At 63.8% G+C, this 18,638-nt stretch carries 15 protein-coding genes and 1 pseudogene; 11 read left to right on the top strand and 5 right to left on the bottom strand.

What is annotated here, in order from left to right; all coding sequences use genetic code 11:
- The first annotated feature begins 46 nt into the window (after positions 1-46).
- Together cgtA and proB are read left to right on the top strand one after the other, a co-directional pair.
- Positions 47-1,135 carry an Obg family GTPase CgtA gene (gene cgtA / locus QCE64_RS10880; RefSeq protein WP_309918542.1) on the top strand — a complete coding sequence of 363 codons (1,089 nt, stop codon included), beginning with the start codon at positions 47-49 and terminating at the stop codon, positions 1,133-1,135.
- Between the two features lie 57 nt (positions 1,136-1,192).
- Complete coding sequence (proB, locus tag QCE64_RS10875) at positions 1,193-2,311, top strand: glutamate 5-kinase (RefSeq protein ID WP_310003755.1); 1,119 nt, start codon at positions 1,193-1,195, stop codon at positions 2,309-2,311.
- Positions 2,312-2,394: 83 nt separating this feature from the next.
- On the opposite strand, the gene QCE64_RS10870 is transcribed toward proB, so the two are convergent.
- Together QCE64_RS10870 and QCE64_RS10865 are read right to left on the bottom strand one after the other, a co-directional pair.
- Complete coding sequence (locus QCE64_RS10870; RefSeq protein ID WP_310003753.1) at positions 2,395-2,964, bottom strand: CNP1-like family protein; 570 nt, start codon at positions 2,962-2,964, stop codon at positions 2,395-2,397.
- A 159-nt stretch (positions 2,965-3,123) separates the two neighbouring features.
- Entirely contained in the window at positions 3,124-3,777 is a 654-nt protein-coding gene (locus QCE64_RS10865) for an RNA pyrophosphohydrolase (RefSeq protein ID WP_309809923.1), read from the bottom strand.
- Positions 3,778-4,074: 297 nt separating this feature from the next.
- Here QCE64_RS10865 and QCE64_RS10860 point away from each other — a divergent pair, with 297 nt between their 5' ends.
- Entirely contained in the window at positions 4,075-5,811 is a 1,737-nt protein-coding gene (locus tag QCE64_RS10860; RefSeq protein ID WP_309918536.1) for a proline--tRNA ligase, read from the top strand.
- The gene (locus QCE64_RS10855; RefSeq protein ID WP_309833395.1) at positions 5,811-6,410 is read left to right on the top strand and encodes a MarC family protein; all 600 of its coding nucleotides are present in this window, start codon (positions 5,811-5,813) and stop codon (positions 6,408-6,410) included. The genes QCE64_RS10860 and QCE64_RS10855 overlap by 1 nt, the downstream gene beginning before the upstream one ends.
- 43 nt (positions 6,411-6,453) lie before the next feature.
- On the opposite strand, the gene QCE64_RS10850 is transcribed toward QCE64_RS10855, so the two are convergent.
- A complete protein-coding gene (locus QCE64_RS10850) occupies positions 6,454-7,005 on the bottom strand; it encodes a hypoxanthine-guanine phosphoribosyltransferase (protein WP_309809915.1) in 552 nt (183 codons plus the stop codon).
- 145 nt (positions 7,006-7,150) lie between these two features.
- Positions 7,151-8,518 carry a signal recognition particle protein gene (gene ffh / locus QCE64_RS10845; RefSeq protein WP_309918533.1) on the bottom strand — a complete coding sequence of 456 codons (1,368 nt, stop codon included), beginning with the start codon at positions 8,516-8,518 and terminating at the stop codon, positions 7,151-7,153.
- A gap of 121 nt (positions 8,519-8,639) precedes the next feature.
- Between ffh and QCE64_RS10840 the strand changes: the two genes are divergently transcribed.
- The 4 genes from QCE64_RS10840 to QCE64_RS10825 all read left to right on the top strand — a co-directional run bounded on the left by QCE64_RS10840 (position 8,640) and on the right by QCE64_RS10825 (position 14,171).
- Entirely contained in the window at positions 8,640-9,584 is a 945-nt protein-coding gene (locus QCE64_RS10840; protein ID WP_310003751.1) for a cytochrome c biogenesis protein CcsA, read from the top strand.
- Positions 9,585-9,613: 29 nt separating this feature from the next.
- A complete protein-coding gene (locus QCE64_RS10835; RefSeq protein ID WP_309918528.1) occupies positions 9,614-9,955 on the top strand; it encodes a PP0621 family protein in 342 nt (113 codons plus the stop codon).
- On the top strand, positions 9,952-10,554 hold the full coding sequence (gene ampD, locus QCE64_RS10830) for a 1,6-anhydro-N-acetylmuramyl-L-alanine amidase AmpD (RefSeq protein ID WP_310003749.1): 603 nt from the start codon (positions 9,952-9,954) through the stop codon (positions 10,552-10,554). Before QCE64_RS10835 ends, ampD begins: the two co-directional genes overlap by 4 nt.
- A 581-nt stretch (positions 10,555-11,135) precedes the next feature.
- Positions 11,136-14,171, top strand: a complete 3,036-nt coding sequence (locus tag QCE64_RS10825) for a ribonucleoside-diphosphate reductase subunit alpha (RefSeq protein WP_310003747.1) — start codon at positions 11,136-11,138, stop codon at positions 14,169-14,171.
- A 278-nt stretch (positions 14,172-14,449) separates the two neighbouring features.
- Here the strand turns inward: QCE64_RS10825 and QCE64_RS10820 are convergent, their stop codons facing one another.
- Positions 14,450-15,847, bottom strand: coding sequence for an MFS transporter (locus tag QCE64_RS10820; protein WP_309918519.1), 1,398 nt, complete (start codon positions 15,845-15,847; stop codon positions 14,450-14,452).
- A 121-nt stretch (positions 15,848-15,968) separates the two neighbouring features.
- Between QCE64_RS10820 and QCE64_RS10815 the strand changes: the two genes are divergently transcribed.
- The 3 genes and pseudogenes from QCE64_RS10815 (at position 15,969) to QCE64_RS10805 (ending at position 18,634) form a co-directional block, all read left to right on the top strand.
- Positions 15,969-16,187: a DUF3820 family protein gene (locus tag QCE64_RS10815; RefSeq protein WP_309811677.1), complete on the top strand. Its 219-nt coding sequence runs from the start codon at positions 15,969-15,971 to the stop codon at positions 16,185-16,187.
- Positions 16,188-16,942: 755 nt separating this feature from the next.
- Complete coding sequence (locus QCE64_RS10810; protein WP_309809883.1) at positions 16,943-18,196, top strand: ribonucleotide-diphosphate reductase subunit beta; 1,254 nt, start codon at positions 16,943-16,945, stop codon at positions 18,194-18,196.
- 104 nt (positions 18,197-18,300) lie between these two features.
- Positions 18,301-18,634 (top strand): annotated as a pseudogene (locus tag QCE64_RS10805) (hypothetical protein).
- Positions 18,635-18,638: the final 4 nt, after the last annotated feature.

Below are 18,638 nucleotides of genomic sequence, written 5' to 3'. Positions count from 1 at the left end.
CCGGGTCGCGGCACAATAGCTCGAATTACACGGGACGGAGCAACGCATGAAGTTCATTGACGAAGCGAGGATCGAAGTCATCGCCGGCGACGGAGGAGATGGCAGCGCGTCGATGCGCCGCGAGAAGTTCGTTCCGTTCGGCGGGCCGGACGGCGGCGACGGCGGCCGCGGCGGCAGCGTCTACGCGGTCGCGGACCGCAACATCAACACGCTGATCGACTACCGGTTCGCGAAGAAACACCAGGCGCGCAACGGCGAGAACGGCCGCGGCGCCGACTGCTACGGCAAGGGCGGCGACGACATCACGCTGCGCATGCCGGTCGGCACCATCATCACGGATCAGGAAACCGGCGAGCTGATCGCCGACCTGACCGAACACAATCAGCAAGTGCTCGTCGGCCAGGGCGGCGCGGGCGGCCTCGGCAACCTGCATTTCAAGTCGAGCACGAACCGCGCGCCGCGGCAGAAGACCGAGGGCAAGCCGGGCGAGCGCCGCATGCTCAAGCTCGAACTGAAAGTGCTCGCCGACGTCGGCCTGCTCGGCATGCCGAACGCGGGCAAGTCCACGTTCATTTCGTCGGTGTCGAACGCGCGGCCGAAGATCGCCGACTATCCGTTCACGACGCTCGCGCCCAATCTCGGCGTGGTGCGCGTCGGGCCGAGCAAGAGCTTCGTGATCGCCGACATTCCGGGCCTGATCGAAGGCGCGGCGGAAGGCGCGGGGCTCGGTCACCGCTTCCTGCGCCATCTGCAGCGCACCGGCGTGCTGCTGCATCTGGTCGACATGGCGCCGTTCGATGAAAACGTCGATCCGGTGGCCGAGGCCAAGGCAATCGTCAACGAACTGCGCAAGTACGACGAGCAGCTCTATGAAAAGCCGCGCTGGCTCGTGCTGAACAAGCTCGACATGGTGCCGGAAGACGAGCGCGAAGCGCGCGTGAAGGACTTCGTCGAGCGCTTCGAGTGGGACGGTCCGGTGTTCGAGATTTCGGCGCTGACGGGCCAGGGCTGCGAAGCGCTGACCTACGCGGTGTTCGACTACATCTCGCAGCACTCGGATGCGTCGCGCGCGGCGGAAGAGGAAGATCTCGCCGCCGACGTGCGTTTCCGCGACGACCAGGCCAGCAAAGAGTAACGACGAGCATCAAAGAACGAGCTTCAAGAACACGCCTTCCGAGGGAGAAAGCGCACGATGCGTTCAGTCATCGCCGCAGCGAAGCGAATCGTAGTGAAAGTCGGGTCCAGCCTCGTCACCAACGACGGGCGCGGGCTCGATCATGCGGCCATCGGCCGCTGGGCGGCGCAGATCGCGGCGCTGCGCGAACAGGGCAAGGAAGTCGTGCTCGTGAGTTCGGGCGCGATCGCGGAAGGCATTCACCGGCTCGGCTGGAGCAAGCGGCCGCGCGAGATCGACGAATTGCAGGCGGCGGCGGCCGTCGGACAGATGGGGCTGGCGCAGGTGTACGAGAGCAGCTTCGGCGCGCACGGCATCCGCACCGCGCAGATCCTGCTGACACACGCCGACCTGGCCGACCGCGAACGCTATCTCAACGCCCGTTCGACGCTGCTCACGCTGCTGCGGCTGGGCGCGGTGCCGATCATCAACGAGAACGACACCGTCATCACCGACGAAATCAAGTTCGGCGACAACGACACGCTCGGCGCGCTGGTGGCCAATCTGATCGAAGGCGACGCGCTCGTGATTCTCACGGATCAACGCGGCCTGTTCACGGCGGATCCGCGCAAGGATGCCAGCGCGACGCTCGTCGAGCAGGCCGATGCCGGCACGCCCGAGCTCGAGCAAATGGCCGGCGGCGCCGGTTCGAGCCTCGGCCGCGGCGGCATGCTGACCAAGATCCTGGCGGCGAAGCGCGCGGCGCACAGTGGCGCGAACACGGTGATCGCGAGCGGCCGCGAGGCCGACGTGCTGACGCGGCTTGCGTCGGGCGAACTGATCGGCACGCAGCTTATCGCACGCACGGCGCGCATGGCGGCGCGCAAGCAGTGGATGGCGGATCACCTTCAGGTGCGCGGGCACGTCGTGATCGATGCGGGCGCCGTGGACAAGCTCACCGCCGACGGCAAGAGCCTGTTGCCGATCGGCGTGATCGACGTGAAGGGCGCGTTCGGCCGTGGCGAGGTGATTGCGTGCGTCGACGATCAGGGCCGCGAAGTGGCGCGCGGCATCACGAACTACAGCAGTTCGGAAGCGCGACTGATTCATCGGCGGCCGAGCGGCGAGATCGAGAGCGTGCTGGGTTACATGCTGGAGCCCGAGCTGATCCACCGCGACAACCTGGTGCTCGTCTGACGTCGGTTCATCAAGACCGCAGCCGTAAAAAAGCCCGCCAGACCGCAAGGTCCGCGGGCTTTTTGCATGCGTGGCGGCCGTGATCAGCGCGTGTTGATCGAACGCTGGGTGCGCTTGTACTGGATGTTCTCGACAATCTGCTTGGCCGTGCCGACCACCAGCTTGCTCGTGCAGAAGTAGTCTTGATAGAGCGCGGCCTGGTAGGCGTTCAGTTCGCCGTTCTCGATGCGTTTGAAGTCGAACGCGGCGCCCTGGTCCCAGCCGTCCTGATCGTCATTGATGCTGGCATAGCGGCGCCACTCATACGTGTCGCAACGGATGCCTTCATAGTTGACGTTGCGCGCCCCGGCCGGACTCGTGACGACGACCACATAGCGCACGACGCCATCATTGCCGACCGTCAGCGTGGATTTGTCGACGGCGAAGTTGAGCGGCGTGTTCTGCGACACGTTGAAGGGCAGCAGATTCGCTTCCTTCGGCAGCGGCGGCATCGTGTCGATCTTGTCTTCGGCCCAGGTGCTCTTGCGGTCGAGCAGATAGGTGAAGACGCCGTCATCCTGATTCGACGGCGTCTTGGAGCTTGAGCAGCCGGCGAGCACGGCGAGTGCGGCCGTGGATGCCGCGAGCAACGCGAGTGAAGCTGTGACTTTCAATTGGATTTCCCGGAAACATGCGCGCGGGCTTCGGGCACCCCGCCCGGCGCTAAAGGCGAAATGGAAACAACAGCCCGGCGAGTGTATCGCCGGGCTGCCGCTTCAAGTCATGCCGAGTGTCAAAGTGTGCGAAGAACCGAGAACCTGAAACAAGGGAACTCAGTCGCACGGTGAACGCTGCTGCACGATCACCGTCACTTCTTCGCTGACCGTGCATTCTGCCTGAACTGCCGCGCCGGAGGCAGTTACCGCAGGTGCTTCGATCGTTATCGTCTGGAGCACGCGCGGATAGCGCGCCCCATGATGCGCGGCTCGCTCGCCGCGTTCGCCGCGGGAGTTGGTGCGCCGCAGGAAGCGGGACAGCTCGTTGAGAGCCAGTTGATAAACGTCGCGCTTGAACTCGATGACCGCATCCAGCGGTACCCAATACTCGTTCCAGCGCCAGGCATCGAATTCCGGATGGTCCGTCGCACGCAGGCAGATGTCGCAATCGCGGCCCACCATGCGCAGCAGAAACCAGATCTGTTTCTGACCGCGATAATGTCCGCGCACCTCGCGCTTGATGAACTTGTCCGGCACCTCATAACGCAGCCAGTCACGGGTGCGACCCATGACCTTCACGTGTTCAGGAAGCAAACCGGTTTCTTCGTGTAACTCCCGATACATCGCTTGCACGGGGGTCTCGCCGTATTTGATACCCCCTTGCGGAAACTGCCAGGAATGTTCACGCAGTCGCTTACCCCAAAACACTTCGTTGCGCGCGTTCAAGAGGATGATGCCGACGTTCGGGCGAAAGCCTTCACGATCCAGCATACAACCACCTTCGAATCCTTTAAAATTGCTTTGATTATAAACAGTTAACGGGCCTGGCGCACCGGCAGGAACCCCAATCCGGGGCACGAATCCGGCGCCGCGTCTGCAACGCTGCGCCAGACGCTTTGCCAGACCACCCGGAAGGCGGCAAAATCTTCGCTTCAGACAGGCGAGTGGCCGGCGCAAGACACAGCTCCGCTCCATGCAACGCCGTCGACCGTTTCCGTTGTTCACCCTCGTTTCGCCTGCTTCGGCGCTCACCCGCAGCGCAGCACGCGCCGCTCTTGGAAAAATTGAATGAAAGCATCCCGTTTCTTCATCGGCACTCTCAAGGAAGCTCCCGCCGACGCCGAGATCGTCAGCCACAAGCTGATGATGCGCGCCGGCATGATCCGCCGCGTCGCGGGCGGTATCTACGACTACATGCCGATCGGCCTGCGTTCGATCCGCAAGGTCGAAGCCATCGTGCGTGAAGAGATGAACCGCGCGGGCGCGCTCGAATTGCTGATGCCCGCCGTGCAGCCCGCCGAACTCTGGCAGGAATCGAAGCGCTGGGAACAATACGGTCCGGAACTGCTGCGCTTCAAGGATCGTCACGAACGCGACTTCGTGATGGGCCCGACGCACGAGGAAGTCGTGACCGACATCGCGCGCCGCGATATCAAGAGCTATCGCCAGTTGCCGGTGAACTTCTATCAGATCCAGACCAAGTTCCGCGACGAGATCCGTCCGCGCTTCGGCGTGATGCGCGGCCGCGAGTTCATCATGAAGGACGCGTATTCCTTCGATAAGGACCTCGACGGCCTTGCCGAGTCGTATCGCAAGATGTACGACGCCTATGTGCGCATCTTCACGCGCATCGGCCTGGAGTTCCGCGCGGTGGCGGCGGACAACGGTTCCATCGGCGGCAGCGGTTCGCACGAGTTCCACGTGATCGCCGAAACGGGCGAGGACGACATCGCCTATAACCCGGCTTCCGAGTTCGCGGCGAACGTCGAGGCCGCGGAAGCGCTGCCGCTCATCGCGCAGCGCGCTGCGCCCACGGAAGAACTGAAGAAGACGCCGACGCCGGGCGCCGCCAAGTGCGAAGCCGTCGCGCAACTGCTGAACATTCCGCTCGAAAAGACCATCAAGTCGATCATTCTCGCGACGGAAAACGACGGCGCCGAGCCCACCATCTGGCTGCTGATGCTGCGCGGCGATCACTCGCTCAACGACATCAAGACCAACAAGCTGCCGGGCCTGAAGGAATACCGCTTCGCGACCGAAGCCGAGATCGTCGAGTGGTTCGGCACGCCGCCGGGCTACCTCGGTCCGCTCAACACGAAGAAGCCGGTGCGCGTGATCGCCGACCGCACGGTCGCGAACATGAGCGACTTTGTCGTCGGCACCAACGAAGTGGATTTCCATACCACCGGCGTGAACTGGGGCCGCGATCTGCCGGAACCCGAAGTGGCGGATATCCGCAATGTCGTCGCGGGCGATCCGTCGCCGGATGGCAAGGGCACGCTCGAAATCTGCCGCGGCATTGAAGTGGGCCACGTGTTCCAGCTCGGCACGAAGTATTCGGAAGCGATGGGCGCCACGATCCTCGATGAAAACGGCAAGCCCGCGCCGATGCAGATGGGCTGCTACGGCATCGGCGTGACGCGCGTGCTGGGCGCGGCGATCGAACAGAACTTCGACGAGCGCGGCATCATCTGGCCGGAAGCTATCGCGCCGTTCGAAGTGGTGATCTGCCCGATGGGCTATGACCGCAGCGACGCCGTCCGCGAGCAGGCCGATGCGCTTTACTCCGCGCTGCAGGAAGCCGGCATCGACGTGATTCTCGACGATCGCGGCGAGCGTCCGGGCGTGATGTTCGCCGACTGGGAACTGATCGGCGTGCCGCATCGCATCGTGATCGGCGATCGCGGGCTCAAGGAAGGCAAGCTCGAGTACCAGGGCCGTCGCGATACCGAAGCCACGCTGCTGCCGGTCGAGGAAGCGGCCGCTGTCGTGACGGGCAAGGTCCGGGCCGCGCTCGGGAAGTAATGCAATACAACTTCCTGTCGGCGACGATCCTGTTGCTGCTGATCACCGATCCGCTCGGCAACATCCCGATCTTCATCAACGCGCTGCGCGGCGTCGCGAAGGAGCGGCGTCGCGTGGTCGTGCTGCGGGAAGTGGCGATTGCGTTCGTGATCCTGCTGGTATTCATGCTGGCCGGCGACCGGTTCCTGCGCGCAATGAACCTCACGGATGTTTCATTGCGCATCGCCGGGGGCATCGTGCTGTTCCTGATCGCGCTGCGGATGATCTTTCCGCATCCGGACGGCGCCATGGGCGGCGACTCGCGCGGCGGCGAGCCGCTCATCGTGCCGCTCGCCATTCCGGCGCTGGCGGGGCCGTCGGCCCTTGCAACGGTGATGCTGCTGACCTCGCAGGCGCCCGGCAAGATGTTCGAGTGGATCGGCGCGCTGACGGTGACGATGCTCGTCTGCGCCGTCGTGCTGATCCTCGCGGAGAAGATCCAGCAATGGCTCGGCGAGCGCGTGGTGACGGCGTTCGAGCGGCTGATGGGGCTCGTGCTGGTGGCGATTTCCGTCGAGATGATGCTCACCGGCATACGCACTTTCGTGCATCAGCTGTAAAAAAAGCGGCCAAGGCCGCTTTTTCATTGGAGGCGCACAAGCCTCATGCGCCCTCGGTCAGCGCGCGGATGGTCGGCAGATTGCGCCAGTAGCCCTTGGCGTCCATGCCGCAGCCGAACACATAGCGGTCCGGCACTTCGAAGCCGCAGAAATCCGGACGCAGCGGCTTGGCCTTCGGAATGATCTTCTCGCACAGCACCGCCGAGAGAAACGTCTTCGCGCCCATCGCCATGATGCGGTCGCGGATGGCGGCCATGGTCTCGCCTTCGTCGAGGATGTCGTCGAGCACGAGCACCGTGCGATCCTTCACCGATTCCGCCGGCGCCACGCGCCACTGCATCTCGCTGCCGCCCTTGATGGCATTGCGATAGCGCGTCAGGTGGATGTAATCGAACTCGAGCGGGAAATCCAGATGCGGCAGCAGCATGCCGGTGAACACGGCCGCGCCGCCCATGACCGAGAGCACCAGCGGGAAGTCGTCTTGCGTCGCCGCCTTGATGGCCGTGGCCATCTTGCCGATCGAGGCGTTGACTTCAGCGGCCGTCACGATCTCTTCGGAATGGCTGAAAATATGCAGGGCTTCTTCGCGATTCATAGGGCAAGCGGGGGAAAGGCAGACTTCTTAGTGTGGAAAAAAACGGCGGCGTGCGCCACATGATAAACCCGCGCCCTGTGCCGCGCCTTGTGTCGCTCCTTGTGTCGCGTCGGACGAGCGCAGCGCGGGTTCAAGGAAGCGAAGCTCAGCGCATGCCCGGCATCATGCCCTTCATGCCACGCATCATCTTCTGCAGGTTGCCGCCCTTCAGCTTCTTCATCATCCCGCGCATCTGCTCGTACTGATTGAGCATGCGGTTGACTTCCTGCACGTGCACGCCCGCGCCCGCCGCGATCCGGCGCTTGCGCGCGGCCTTGATGAGCTCGGGCTTGGCGCGTTCCTGGCGCGTCATCGAATTGATGATGCCTTCCATGCGGCGCATCTGCTTCTCGGCGTTGTTCATGTCCGCGCCTTGCGCGGCCTGCTGGAACTGCGCCGGCAGCTTGTCCATCAGCGACGACAGCCCGCCCATCTTCTTCATCTGCGAAAGCTGCGCCTTGAAGTCGTTCAGGTCGAAGTCGCCGCCTTTCTTGACCTTGTCGGCGAGCTTCTGCGCGGCGGCGGTATCGACGCCGCGCTGTGCTTCCTCGACCAGCGCGAGGATGTCGCCCATGCCGAGGATCCGGTTCGCCATGCGGTCCGGATGGAAGACTTCGAGGCCGTCGAGCTTTTCCGCGACGCCGACGAACTTGATCGGCTTGCCGGTGACGTGACGCACGGAGAGCGCCGCGCCGCCACGCGAATCGCCGTCGAGCTTGGTGAGCACGACGCCGGTCAGCGGCAGCGCGTCATTGAAGGCCTTTGCGGTGTTGACGGCATCCTGACCCAGCATGGCGTCGACGACGAACAGCGTCTCGGCGGGCTTGAGCAGCCCGTGCAGTTCGCTGATCTCCTTCATCATGGCTTCGTCGATGCCGAGACGGCCGGCCGTATCGACGATCACCACATCATGAAAGTGACGCTTCGCCCAGTCGATGGCCGCGCGCGCGATATCCGCGGGCTTCTGGTCGGGTTCGGACGGGAAGAAGTCCGCGCCGACCTGCTCCGTCACCGTCTGCAACTGACGGATGGCGGCGGGACGGTACACGTCGACGGAAACGGTCAGGACCTTCTTCTTCTGCTTCTCGCGCAGCAGCTTGGCGAGCTTGCCGGTGGTGGTGGTCTTGCCGGCGCCCTGCAGGCCGGCCATCAGGATCACGGCGGGCGGCGTGACGGCGAGATTCAGTTCGGCGGCCTTGCCTTCGTAATCGCCGCCGATCACGGCCGTCAGTTCCTTCTGGACGACGCCGACGAGCGCCTGGCCCGGCGACAGGCTCGACAGCACTTCCTCGCCGAGTGCCTTCTCCTTCACCTTCGCGATGAACTCGCGCACCACCGGCAGCGCCACGTCCGCTTCGAGCAATGCGAGGCGCACCTCGCGCAGCATCTCCTGGGTGTTGGCTTCAGTGAGGCGGGCCTCGCCGCGCAGCGTCTTGACGACGCGCGCCATCCGTTGAGTGAGGTTATCGAGCATGGGGAAACGGTAGGAAAGGGGGCCCTTTTCGGCGCGGTGTCGTACGCCGGCTCAGGTTTCGCCCCGCGCTGGCGCAAGGGGCAAAACGTCGTGACTCAGGGGCCTAGTGTAAACTTCGAACATGGATATTGTACTGTATGCCCTCACTGCGCTTCTCTACGGCGGCCTTGCCGTGGCGGGCTGGCGCGCGCATCGCCACCCGGCCGTGGAGCCGGCGCTGGCGGGCATGCCGCCGGCGGGATTCGGGGCGGCGGTGCGGTCTCCGGTGCCGTCTTCCGTCCCGGCGGCAACACAGTCGAAAGCGTCCGGCATGAGCGGCGTCGGACGCTCACTATTATTAGTGGCGTTGCTGGTGCATGGCGTCTTGCTGCACACCACCATCTTTCCCCAGAACGCGATGATCTTCGGCTTCGCGTTCGCGCTCTCCGCGATGTTCTGGCTCGGCGCGGGCATTTACTGGATCGAAAGCTTTTTCTTCCCGCTCGACGGCCTGCGTCTGCTCGTGCTGCCGCTCGCGTGCATCGCGTCGCTGATGCCCTTGCTGTTCGGCGGCGTGCGCGTGTTGTCGTATTCCGCCGCGCCGATGTTCAAGGTGCATTTCCTGATCGCGAACATCGCCTACGGGCTGTTCGCCATCGCCGCGCTGCACGCCGTGCTGATGCTGATGCTCGAACGCCGCCTGCAGCGCATGCGCGGAATGGCCACGCGTCACACCGGCAATGGCTGGCTCGCCAGCTGGCTCGACACATTGCCGCCGCTTCTCACGCTCGAGAAGCTGTTGTTCCGGCTGATCGCGGCAGGCTTCGTGCTGCTCACGCTGACACTCGTCTCGGGCATCGCGTTCAATGAGCAACTGGTCGATCGCGCGCTGCGCCTCGATCACAAGACCGTGTTCGCGTTTCTCTCGTGGCTGATGTTCGGCGCGCTGCTGACCGCGCGCCGCATCTCCGGCTGGCGCGGACGCGCTGCGTTGCGCTGGGTGCTGGCGTCGTTCGCCGCGCTGCTGCTCGCTTATGTCGGCAGCCGCTTCGTGTTCGAAGTGCTGCTGCATCGCGCGGTGGTCTGAGCGGCGCGCTCTTCTTTCTGACCGTACTCATGCGAAATTTCCTCTTTCTGATCGTCCTGTTCTTCCTGAGCCAGTGGCTTTTGAAGAAGCTGCGCCGCGCGAACGAGCGCGCGCAACAAGGCGACACCGCGGCCGGCGGCGCGAGCGCAGGTGGCTTCAGCGGCGCCGGCGCGGGCCGTGCGCGCAATGGCAACGGCTCGGGCGCCTCGGCAGCCCAGCCGCCGCAACTCGCCGATCCTTTGATCCAATGCGCGCAATGCGGCGTGCACACGCCGCGCAGCGAAGCGATCGTCGTCGCGGGCGAGCGCTTCTGCTGTACCGATCACGCGCGCGCCCACGCCAACCGTCCGACTGGCCGCGACGCTCGATGAACACAGGCGGCGGCAGCACGGACCCGGCGCACATCGACGGGCAGGGCTGGCTCACGAGCGCACAGCGCCTGCCGTCGCCCAACTTCGAGGCGCGTCCGGGCAACGCGGCGCCGACGCTCATCGTCGTACACAACATCAGCCTGCCGCCCGACGACTTCACGACGAACGCCATCGCCGACTTCTTCCTCAACCGGCTCGATCACGACGCGCATCCGTACTTCGATCAGCTGCGCGGGTTGCGCGTGTCCGCTCACTTCGTCATTCGCCGCAACGGTGAGATCCAGCAATTCGTTTCCTGCGACGAACGCGCGTGGCATGCGGGCGTCTCGTCGTTTCGGGGACGCGAGCGCTGCAATGACTTTTCCATCGGCATCGAGCTGGAGGGCAGCGACCGCCTGCCCTTCGAGGACGCGCAGTACGGCGCGCTCGGCCCGCTCGTGCGCCTGCTCGTGAAGCGCTATCCCATCGACGCGCTCGCCGGGCACGCCGACATCGCGCCGGGACGCAAGACCGATCCCGGCACTCACTTCGACTGGCCGCGCCTGCGTCACGACAGCGCGTTGCCGCCCTCGTTCTTCCCGTTCCTGCCGCGCGACTGAGCCGGGTTGCTGACATCGAGCAAGATTTTTCTCGTTGCGACGCAGCACGGAGACGCGCGATACCTTTACCGCGCTTGAGGCGGAAAAAGTCAATCCCAATGAAGCAGAAAAAAGTTTTTGAGACTGCGCGGATGCCCACTATACTTGGTGCCGACAGACGTAATTTGCACTAGATCTTGTGTTGTTGAAGCGGCGCCCGCTCCTTGAGCCGGCGCCGTTGGCTTTCCGGCGTAGAAGAAGTTTGGCTGGCCCGGGGCGGTGCGCGAGGCGGTTTCTTTCGATACAGGTTTCGATGCGAAAGAGGCTGCGCGGGCATCGAGCGCCAGCAAGCAGCACCGTGAAGAAGCATGCAAGGGGGCGAGTTGCGTCGACCGACACCGCGCGCCAACGCGGGCACCGCATGGACGCCAAGAACGATGCGGGCCGCCATCGCCGCGAATCGCGTTCCAGAGCCTGCTGCATTCACAGCCCGGCTTTACCGCCAAAACACCGCGCGCCGCATGACGACTCATGACGCACGCGCGGCATAAGTGATAAATCCGCGGACCATCCGCACCATTCGAACACCAGGAGTTTTGCACATGCAAACCACCGACACCGCCACGACTTCCTTCGAAGGCGCCTCCACCCAGCCGATGGGCGGCGCGCAGCCCGTGAGCGCCCAGGCGCTCGCGCCGAACACGACGTTCGCCGACTACAAGGTCATTCGTCGCAACGGAAGCGTGGTGTCGTTCGAGCCGTCGAAGATCGCGATCGCGGTGACCAAGGCGTTCATCGCCGTGAACGGCGGCCAGGGCGCCGCCTCCGCGCGCGTGCGCGAGCTCGTCGAGCAACTGACCCAGGCGGTCGTGCGCGCGCTCGTGCGCAGCCGTCCGCACGGCGGCACGTTCCATATCGAAGACATCCAGGATCAGGTCGAACTCGCGCTGATGCGCGGCGGCGAGCACAACGTCGCGCGTGCCTACGTGCTGTATCGCGAGAAGCGCACGCAACAGCGGTCGCAGGAACGTTCGGCGAACCCCAACGCGCAGTCGCATGAAGGCGGCGTCATCAACGTGACCGACAACGGCGTCACGCGCCCGCTGGACCTCGACGCACTGAAGGCGCTGATCGCCTCCGCCTGCGCGAACCTGGGCGACGCCGTGTCGGCCGACCCGATCCTCGCGGAAACGGTGAAGAACCTGTACGACGGCGTGCCGATGTCGCAGGTCTACGACTCCGCGATCCTCGCCGCGCGCACGATGATCGAGAAGGACCCGGCCTACAGCCAGGTCACCGCCCGCATCCTGCTGCACACGATCCGCCGCGAAATTCTTCAAGAGGAAGTGACGCAGGCCGACATGGGCGAGCGTTACGCCGAATACTTCCCGCAGTTCATCAAGCGCGGCATCGAAGCCGGGCTGCTGGACGACAAGCTGCAACAGTTCGACCTGAAGCGCCTCGGCGCCGCGCTCGACCAGAACCGCGACCTGCAGTTCGGCTACCTCGGCCTGCAGACGCTGTACGACCGCTACTTCCTGCACGTCGAAGGCACGCGCATCGAACTGCCGCAGGCATTCTTCATGCGCGTCGCGATGGGCCTGTCGCTCAACGAAATCGACCGCGAAGCGCGCGCCATCGAGTTCTACAACGTGCTGTCGTCGTTCGACTTCATGTCGTCCACGCCCACGCTGTTCAACTCGGGCACGCACCGCTCGCAGCTGTCGTCGTGCTACCTGACGACGGTCGCCGACGACCTCGACGGCATCTACGAGGCGCTCAAGGAAAACGCGCTGCTCTCGAAGTTCGCGGGCGGCCTGGGCAACGACTGGACGCGCGTGCGCGCGCTCGGTTCGCACATCAAGGGCACGAACGGCAAGTCGCAGGGCGTCGTGCCGTTCCTCAAGGTGGTGAACGACACGGCCGTGGCCGTGAACCAGGGCGGCAAGCGTAAGGGCGCGGTGTGCGCGTACCTGGAGACGTGGCACCTGGACATCGAGGAATTCCTCGAGCTGCGCAAGAACACCGGCGACGACCGCCGCCGCACGCACGACATGAACACGGCGAACTGGATTCCCGACCTGTTCATGAAGCGGGTCATGGAAGGCGGCGACTGGACGCTGTTCTCGCCGTCCACCTGCCCGGACCTGCATGACCTGTTCGGCGCGGACTTCGAGAAGGCGTACACGGCTTACGAAGAGAAAGCCGCGCGCGGCGAACTCAAGCTGTTCAAGAAGATTCCGGCGGCGCAACTGTGGCGCAAGATGCTGGGCATGCTGTTCGAGACCGGCCATCCGTGGATCACGTTCAAGGATCCGTGCAATGTGCGCTCGCCGCAACAGCACGTCGGCGTCGTGCATTCGTCGAACCTGTGCACGGAAATCACGCTGAACACCAGCGACACGGAAATCGCCGTCTGCAACCTGGGCTCGGTGAACCTCGTCGCGCACATGGTCAAGCAGGCCGACGGCAGCTACGCGCTCGATCAGGCGAAACTCAAGCGCACCATCAGCGTCGCGATGCGCATGCTCGACAACGTGATCGACATCAACTACTACGCGGTGCCGAAGGCGCGTAACTCGAACCTGAAGCATCGTCCGGTCGGCATGGGCATCATGGGCTTCCAGGACTGCCTGCACCTGCTGCGCACGCCGTACGCGTCGGACGAAGCCGTGGAGTTCGCCGATCGCTCGATGGAAGCCGTCTGCTACCACGCCTACTACGCGTCGACAGAGCTGGCGGAAGAGCGCGGCCGTTACGCGACGTATCGCGGCTCGCTGTGGGATCGCGGCATCCTCCCGCAGGATTCGCTGAAGCTGCTGGCCGAAGCGCGTGGCGGCTACGTGGAAGTGGATGCGTCGGAATCGATGGACTGGCCGGAACTGCGCTCGCGCATTTCCACCCACGGCATGCGCAACTCCAACTGCGTGGCGATTGCGCCGACGGCGACCATTTCGAACATCATCGGCGTGTCGGCGTGCATCGAGCCGACCTTCCAGAACCTGTACGTGAAGTCGAACCTGTCGGGCGAATTCACGGTGGTGAACGACTACCTCGTCCGCGACCTGAAGACGCGCGGCCTGTGGGACGAAGTGATGGTGTCGGATCTGAAGTACTTCGACGGCACGCTGTCGCGCATCGACCGCGTTCCGGCTGACCTGCGCGCGATCTACGCAACGGCCTTCGAAGTCGATCCGAAATGGCTGGTCGAGGCGGCGTCGCGTCGTCAGAAGTGGATCGACCAGGCGCAGTCGCTCAACATCTACATGGCAGGCGCGTCAGGCAAGAAGCTCGACGAGGTCTACAAGCTCGCGTGGCTTCGCGGCCTCAAGACCACGTACTACCTCCGCACGATGGCGGCGACGCACGTCGAGAAGTCGACGGTCGCGCACGGCGCGCTGAACGCGGTGCCGTCGGGCGACGGCGGCAACGGCGGCCATGGTGCATCGGGTGCGAACGGCGGCTTCGGCGGCGGCGTGAATGGCGGTGCGAATGGTGCATCGGCGGCGGGCAACGGCGGCTTCAACGCGGCGGCAGCGAGCGCGCAGGCGGTCGAGACGGCCCCGGAAGCGGATGGTCCCGTGTGCATGATGCGTCCGGGCGATCCGGGCTTCGACGAGTGCGAAGCCTGCCAGTAAGCGCAGGTTGAGCCGGTCGGGCGGGCCGGCATCGGAGCAGCGTTTCGCTCCGGTGCCGGCCCGTTTGTTTTGCGGTGCGGGCTGGATTGTCGCGGGCGCGGTGGGACGGTTGCGAAGGGTGTGACGGCGAAGGGCGTGAGGGCGAAAGCGAAGCAGGCCAGGCAGGCGAACCGCAACGGCTCAAGGCACGCAGCCGAAGGAGCCAGACGACGCAAAGCTCAACGCCACGCCGACGAGCACCATGCAGGCAAACGCCGCCCGGTCGAACTCCCGAACGCTCAGCCGCGCGTACCCCGCGAGATCTCGGTACCCGCATCGTGCGCGAGGCGCGCGGTGATCGGCATCGAGAAGAACGAGAACAGGCCGACGACGAGGAACGCCGGCCAGAAATCGGACCACTGCACGGTGGCATGGCCGTTCAGATACTGCGACAACTCCAGCGTGATGCCCGCGACCGTCACGCCGAGGCCCAGCGACACCTGCTGCACGAAGCTCGCGAGGCTGGTCGCACGGCCGACGTCGCGCGTCTCGATCTCCGCGTAGGCGAGCGAGTTGAGGCTCGTGAACTGCAACGCGGGGAAGAAGCCGCCGAGCAGCACGACTGCCCAGATCAACCACGCGGGCGTGCCGGGGAAGAACGCACCGCATGCCGCAATCGCGATGCCCGACAGCGCCGCGTTATAGAACAGCGTCTGCCGGAAGCCGAAGCGATGCAGCACGCGCGAGGCGAGCGAGCGCATGAACATGCCGCCGAACGCCGACGCACAGGTGATCGCGCCGGACTTGAACGCGGTCATGCCGAGGCCTTCCTGCAACGCGAGCGGCAGCAGGAACGGCACGGCGCCGAGACCGATGCGGAACATCGAGCCGCCTAGCACGCTGGCCTGGAAGGTCGGCACGCGGAAGAAGCGCAGGTCGAGCAGCGGTTTGTCGGCGCGGCGCGCGTGAATGCAGTACAGCACGACCAGCAGCGCGCCGGCGGCGCACATCGCCCAGGCGGTGCCTTGCGGAATCAGTTCGCCGCCGACGAGCGAGAGCCCGAGCAGCAGCAGCACGCCGGCGCTTCCCGAGAGGAAGAAGCCGAACCAGTCGAGCCGTCCCGGATGCTCCTCGCGCGAGTTGGCGATATGACGATTCGTGAGCCAGATGCCGAGGATGCCGATTGGGATGTTGATGAAGAAGATCAGGCGCCAGTGCAGGTAGGTCGTGATGAAGCCGCCGAGCAGCGGTCCGATGGCGGGCCCGAGCATGGCGGGCAGCGAGAGGTAGTTCATCGCGCGGATGAACTCGGAACGGCGCACCGAACGGAAGATGATGATGCGGCCGACCGGAACCATCATCGCGCCGCCTACGCCCTGGATGAACCGCGCCACCGTGAACGGTCCGAGCGAGGTGGACGCCGCGCACAGCAGCGAGCCCACGACGAAGATGCCGATGGCGGTGCGGAACACGACTCGCGCGCCGAAGCGGTCGGCGACCCAGCCGCAGATCGGGATGAAGACGCCGAGGCCGAGCACGTAGCTCGTGACGGCAACCTTGAGCGTGACGGGATCGCGGCCGAAGGCGCGAGCCATCTCGGGGATCGCGGTGACGATGACGTTGGCGTCGACGCTTTCCATGAACATCGCACACGCGACGATGAGAGGGGCAACGAAAGCTTTGACGGCAAGCGGCATGGCGAATCGCGATCAACTCTTGGCAGCGAGAGCGGCGATTATGGCACCGATATGGAGCAGTCGCTGAAGGATTGCTGTGCGCAACGTGGCGCGAAGAACATTGCTCAATGCGTGAGGACAGATGGAACCGGAAGACCTGCAACGACTCATCACGATGAAGATGCCGTATGGCAAGTACAAGGATCGCGTCATCGCCGATCTGCCCGCGCACTATCTCGCATGGTTCGCGCGTGAGGGTTTTCCAGAGGGCAAGCTCGGCAGGCTGCTCGCGTTGATGCATGAGATCGACCACAACAACCTGCGCTCGCTGCTCGATCCCTTGCGTGGCGGGAAGGCCTGACAGCGCGGTTTCGCGGAGTTTCGGGTCGTGGTGTTAACGCGCTATAGGTTGTGTTGAAGGATTTTGCAAGCACAAGATATTGTGGAAAAGCGAGGCATCGAATGCTAAACTTCGGCAACGAATCCGAAGCGCGCGAGCGGTCTTGAAGCGGTCTTGCAGGGCATATGAGCAGGCTGCCGCGAGCGTGTTGCGAGCGAAGCGAAGGTGTGGAGCGAAGGGTGTGCGATGACGCGCAACGGAGGTCATCGAAGCGCGCGAGTGAGTGGCAAGAACACGTGATGCGAGTCATCGTTCGGGCACCTCGCAAGCAGTCGCTCTTCACGCATCTTTCGTTTCGCATCGAGTGTCGTCGAGCGACATCGTCGATGCATGAAGCGAGCGACGCTTCGCTGCATCGATCATCGGGCGCGCTGCATGACGCGATGCTCGCGGCACAACGGTCCGCATGACACTGCCGTGTTGAGTACCCAAGCCGCAAAGCCTTGTACGGCGAGGCTCTCAAGGCAGCGAGACAAGCTGCATGAAGCACGCTGCACTGACCTCGCGAGGTCGTCGAAGTCACTCGATCAGGATCGCTTCACACACGTTTGAACGGATATCGCATCAGGCTTCAAACACATCACGCTCTGTCGAGTGTTGTTTGCAAGTAGCAACGTGGAATCCAAATCGCAAGAAAACGAGATTTTTCATGAGCAAACTCTTTTAACGCTCAGAAAAAGATGGTACAAACCGATCTAAATTGATGGTGAGAATTTATGCTCAACTGGGATGACGAGACCACTGCCGTAGCTCCCTCGAGCGCTCCGCAACCGAACGCGTTGCGTAACGCTCAAGGCACGACTTTCGGTACGCAAGCTGCAACGCAAGTTGCGCATGCTCATCAAGCCACTCATCAAGCTGCGCAAGCGAACACGACCAACATCTTCTCCGATGGCTTCGTTCCGCCCGCAGCCGCCACGCCTTCCGCCGGCGCCATCGCCGCGCAGAGCGAGGCCCGCGTCAATGTCGCCGACAAGCGCATCATCAACGGCCAGACCGACGTTAACCAGCTCGTGCCGTTCAAGTACAAGTGGGCGTGGGAAAAGTATCTCGCCGGCTGCGCGAACCACTGGATGCCGCAGGAAGTGAACATGTCGCGCGACATCGCCCTGTGGAAAGACCCGAACGGTCTGTCGGACGACGAGCGCCGCATCGTCAAGCGCAATCTCGGATTCTTCGTAACCGCGGATTCGCTTGCAGCGAACAACATCGTGCTGGGCACGTACCGTCACATCACCGCTCCGGAGTGCCGCCAGTTCCTGCTGCGCCAGGCATTCGAAGAGGCGATCCACACGCACGCGTACCAGTACATCGTCGAATCGCTGGGCCTCGACGAAAGCGAGATCTTCAACGCGTATCACGAAGTGAAGTCGATCCGAGACAAGGACGAGTTCCTCATTCCGTTCATCCAGACGCTGACCGATCCGGCCTTCACGACCGGCACGCTGGAAGCGGACCAGAAATTGCTGAAGTCGTTGATCGTGTTCGCCTGCATCATGGAAGGACTGTTCTTCTATGTGGGCTTCACGCAGATTCTGGCGCTGGGTCGCCAGAACAAGATGACGGGCGCGGCGGAGCAGTATCAGTACATCCTTCGCGACGAGTCGATGCACTGCAACTTCGGCATCGACCTCATCAACCAGATCAAGCTGGAAGAGCCGCAACTGTGGACCGCCGAATTCAAGGCCGAGATCCGCGAGCTCTTCAAGCAGGCGGTGGAACTTGAATATCGCTACGCGGAAGACACCATGCCGCGCGGGGTGCTCGGCCTGAATGCGTCGATGTTCAAAAGCTACCTGCGGTTCATCTGCAACCGGCGTTGCCAGCAGATCGGACTGGACCCGCTCTTCCCGAACGAGGAAAACCCGTTCCCGTGGATGAGCGAGATGATCGACTTGAAGAAGGAACGCAACTTCTTCGAGACACGCGTGATTGAGTATCAAACCGGCGGCGCGCTGACCTGGGAATAATAAAAATCCAGGACGTGTTGCAGACGAAATCGATGGGATGGCCGGGCAGCAGCGTGTCGCTCACGCGCGCCCGGACCAACAAGGTTTAGGAGAACGGTCGCCTGATGCAATGTGCGCCTAGCAATTCAACGCGCCGATTATCGGCTCGAACAGAAGACAGGCGTTGTGCATTCCCTGCAAAGGGATGGGCAAACTTCCCCCCGGAATATGCCAGCGGCAGGCCCGCTGGCTCGATCAAGCGATGGCCGGCGCCACGAAGACGTGGTGCTGACTCAATTTGGCGCGCGGTGCCTCGGGGCACGGCGCGCCTTGCCGTATTCATTAGCGTAAGCAGGTGGGATCAGCGTACGCCGATGAATAATCCGCTTCGTAGCGTGCGCTGTCGAGAAAGGCGACACGTGGGAAGCGGGTTTTGACGAAGGGTGTTGTTTGAACTGACTCT

Origin of the sequence: Caballeronia sp. LZ043 (assembly GCF_031451075.1) — a bacterium.
GTDB lineage: Bacteria > Pseudomonadota > Gammaproteobacteria > Burkholderiales > Burkholderiaceae > Caballeronia.
Note: the sequence above shows the minus strand (reverse complement) of the source record. Positions and strands in the feature narration are given on the sequence as shown.

Bases quoted from the DNA above. Each gene is read 5' to 3' on its own strand.
- QCE64_RS10840 (WP_310003751.1), top strand. From the start codon at position 8,640: ATGGATATTGTACTGTATGCCCTCACTGCGCTTCTCTACGGCGGCCTT.
- QCE64_RS10850 (WP_309809915.1), bottom strand. From the start codon at position 7,005: ATGAATCGCGAAGAAGCCCTGCATATTTTCAGCCATTCCGAAGAGATC.
- QCE64_RS10865 (WP_309809923.1), bottom strand. From the start codon at position 3,777: ATGCTGGATCGTGAAGGCTTTCGCCCGAACGTCGGCATCATCCTCTTG.
- ffh (WP_309918533.1), bottom strand. From the start codon at position 8,518: ATGCTCGATAACCTCACTCAACGGATGGCGCGCGTCGTCAAGACGCTG.
- QCE64_RS10855 (WP_309833395.1), top strand. From the start codon at position 5,811: ATGCAATACAACTTCCTGTCGGCGACGATCCTGTTGCTGCTGATCACC.
- cgtA (WP_309918542.1), top strand. From the start codon at position 47: ATGAAGTTCATTGACGAAGCGAGGATCGAAGTCATCGCCGGCGACGGA.
- QCE64_RS10815 (WP_309811677.1), top strand. From the start codon at position 15,969: ATGGAACCGGAAGACCTGCAACGACTCATCACGATGAAGATGCCGTAT.
- QCE64_RS10835 (WP_309918528.1), top strand. From the start codon at position 9,614: ATGCGAAATTTCCTCTTTCTGATCGTCCTGTTCTTCCTGAGCCAGTGG.
- ampD (WP_310003749.1), top strand. From the start codon at position 9,952: ATGAACACAGGCGGCGGCAGCACGGACCCGGCGCACATCGACGGGCAG.
- QCE64_RS10810 (WP_309809883.1), top strand. From the start codon at position 16,943: ATGCTCAACTGGGATGACGAGACCACTGCCGTAGCTCCCTCGAGCGCT.
- QCE64_RS10820 (WP_309918519.1), bottom strand. From the start codon at position 15,847: ATGCCGCTTGCCGTCAAAGCTTTCGTTGCCCCTCTCATCGTCGCGTGT.
- QCE64_RS10825 (WP_310003747.1), top strand. From the start codon at position 11,136: ATGCAAACCACCGACACCGCCACGACTTCCTTCGAAGGCGCCTCCACC.
- proB (WP_310003755.1), top strand. From the start codon at position 1,193: ATGCGTTCAGTCATCGCCGCAGCGAAGCGAATCGTAGTGAAAGTCGGG.
- QCE64_RS10860 (WP_309918536.1), top strand. From the start codon at position 4,075: ATGAAAGCATCCCGTTTCTTCATCGGCACTCTCAAGGAAGCTCCCGCC.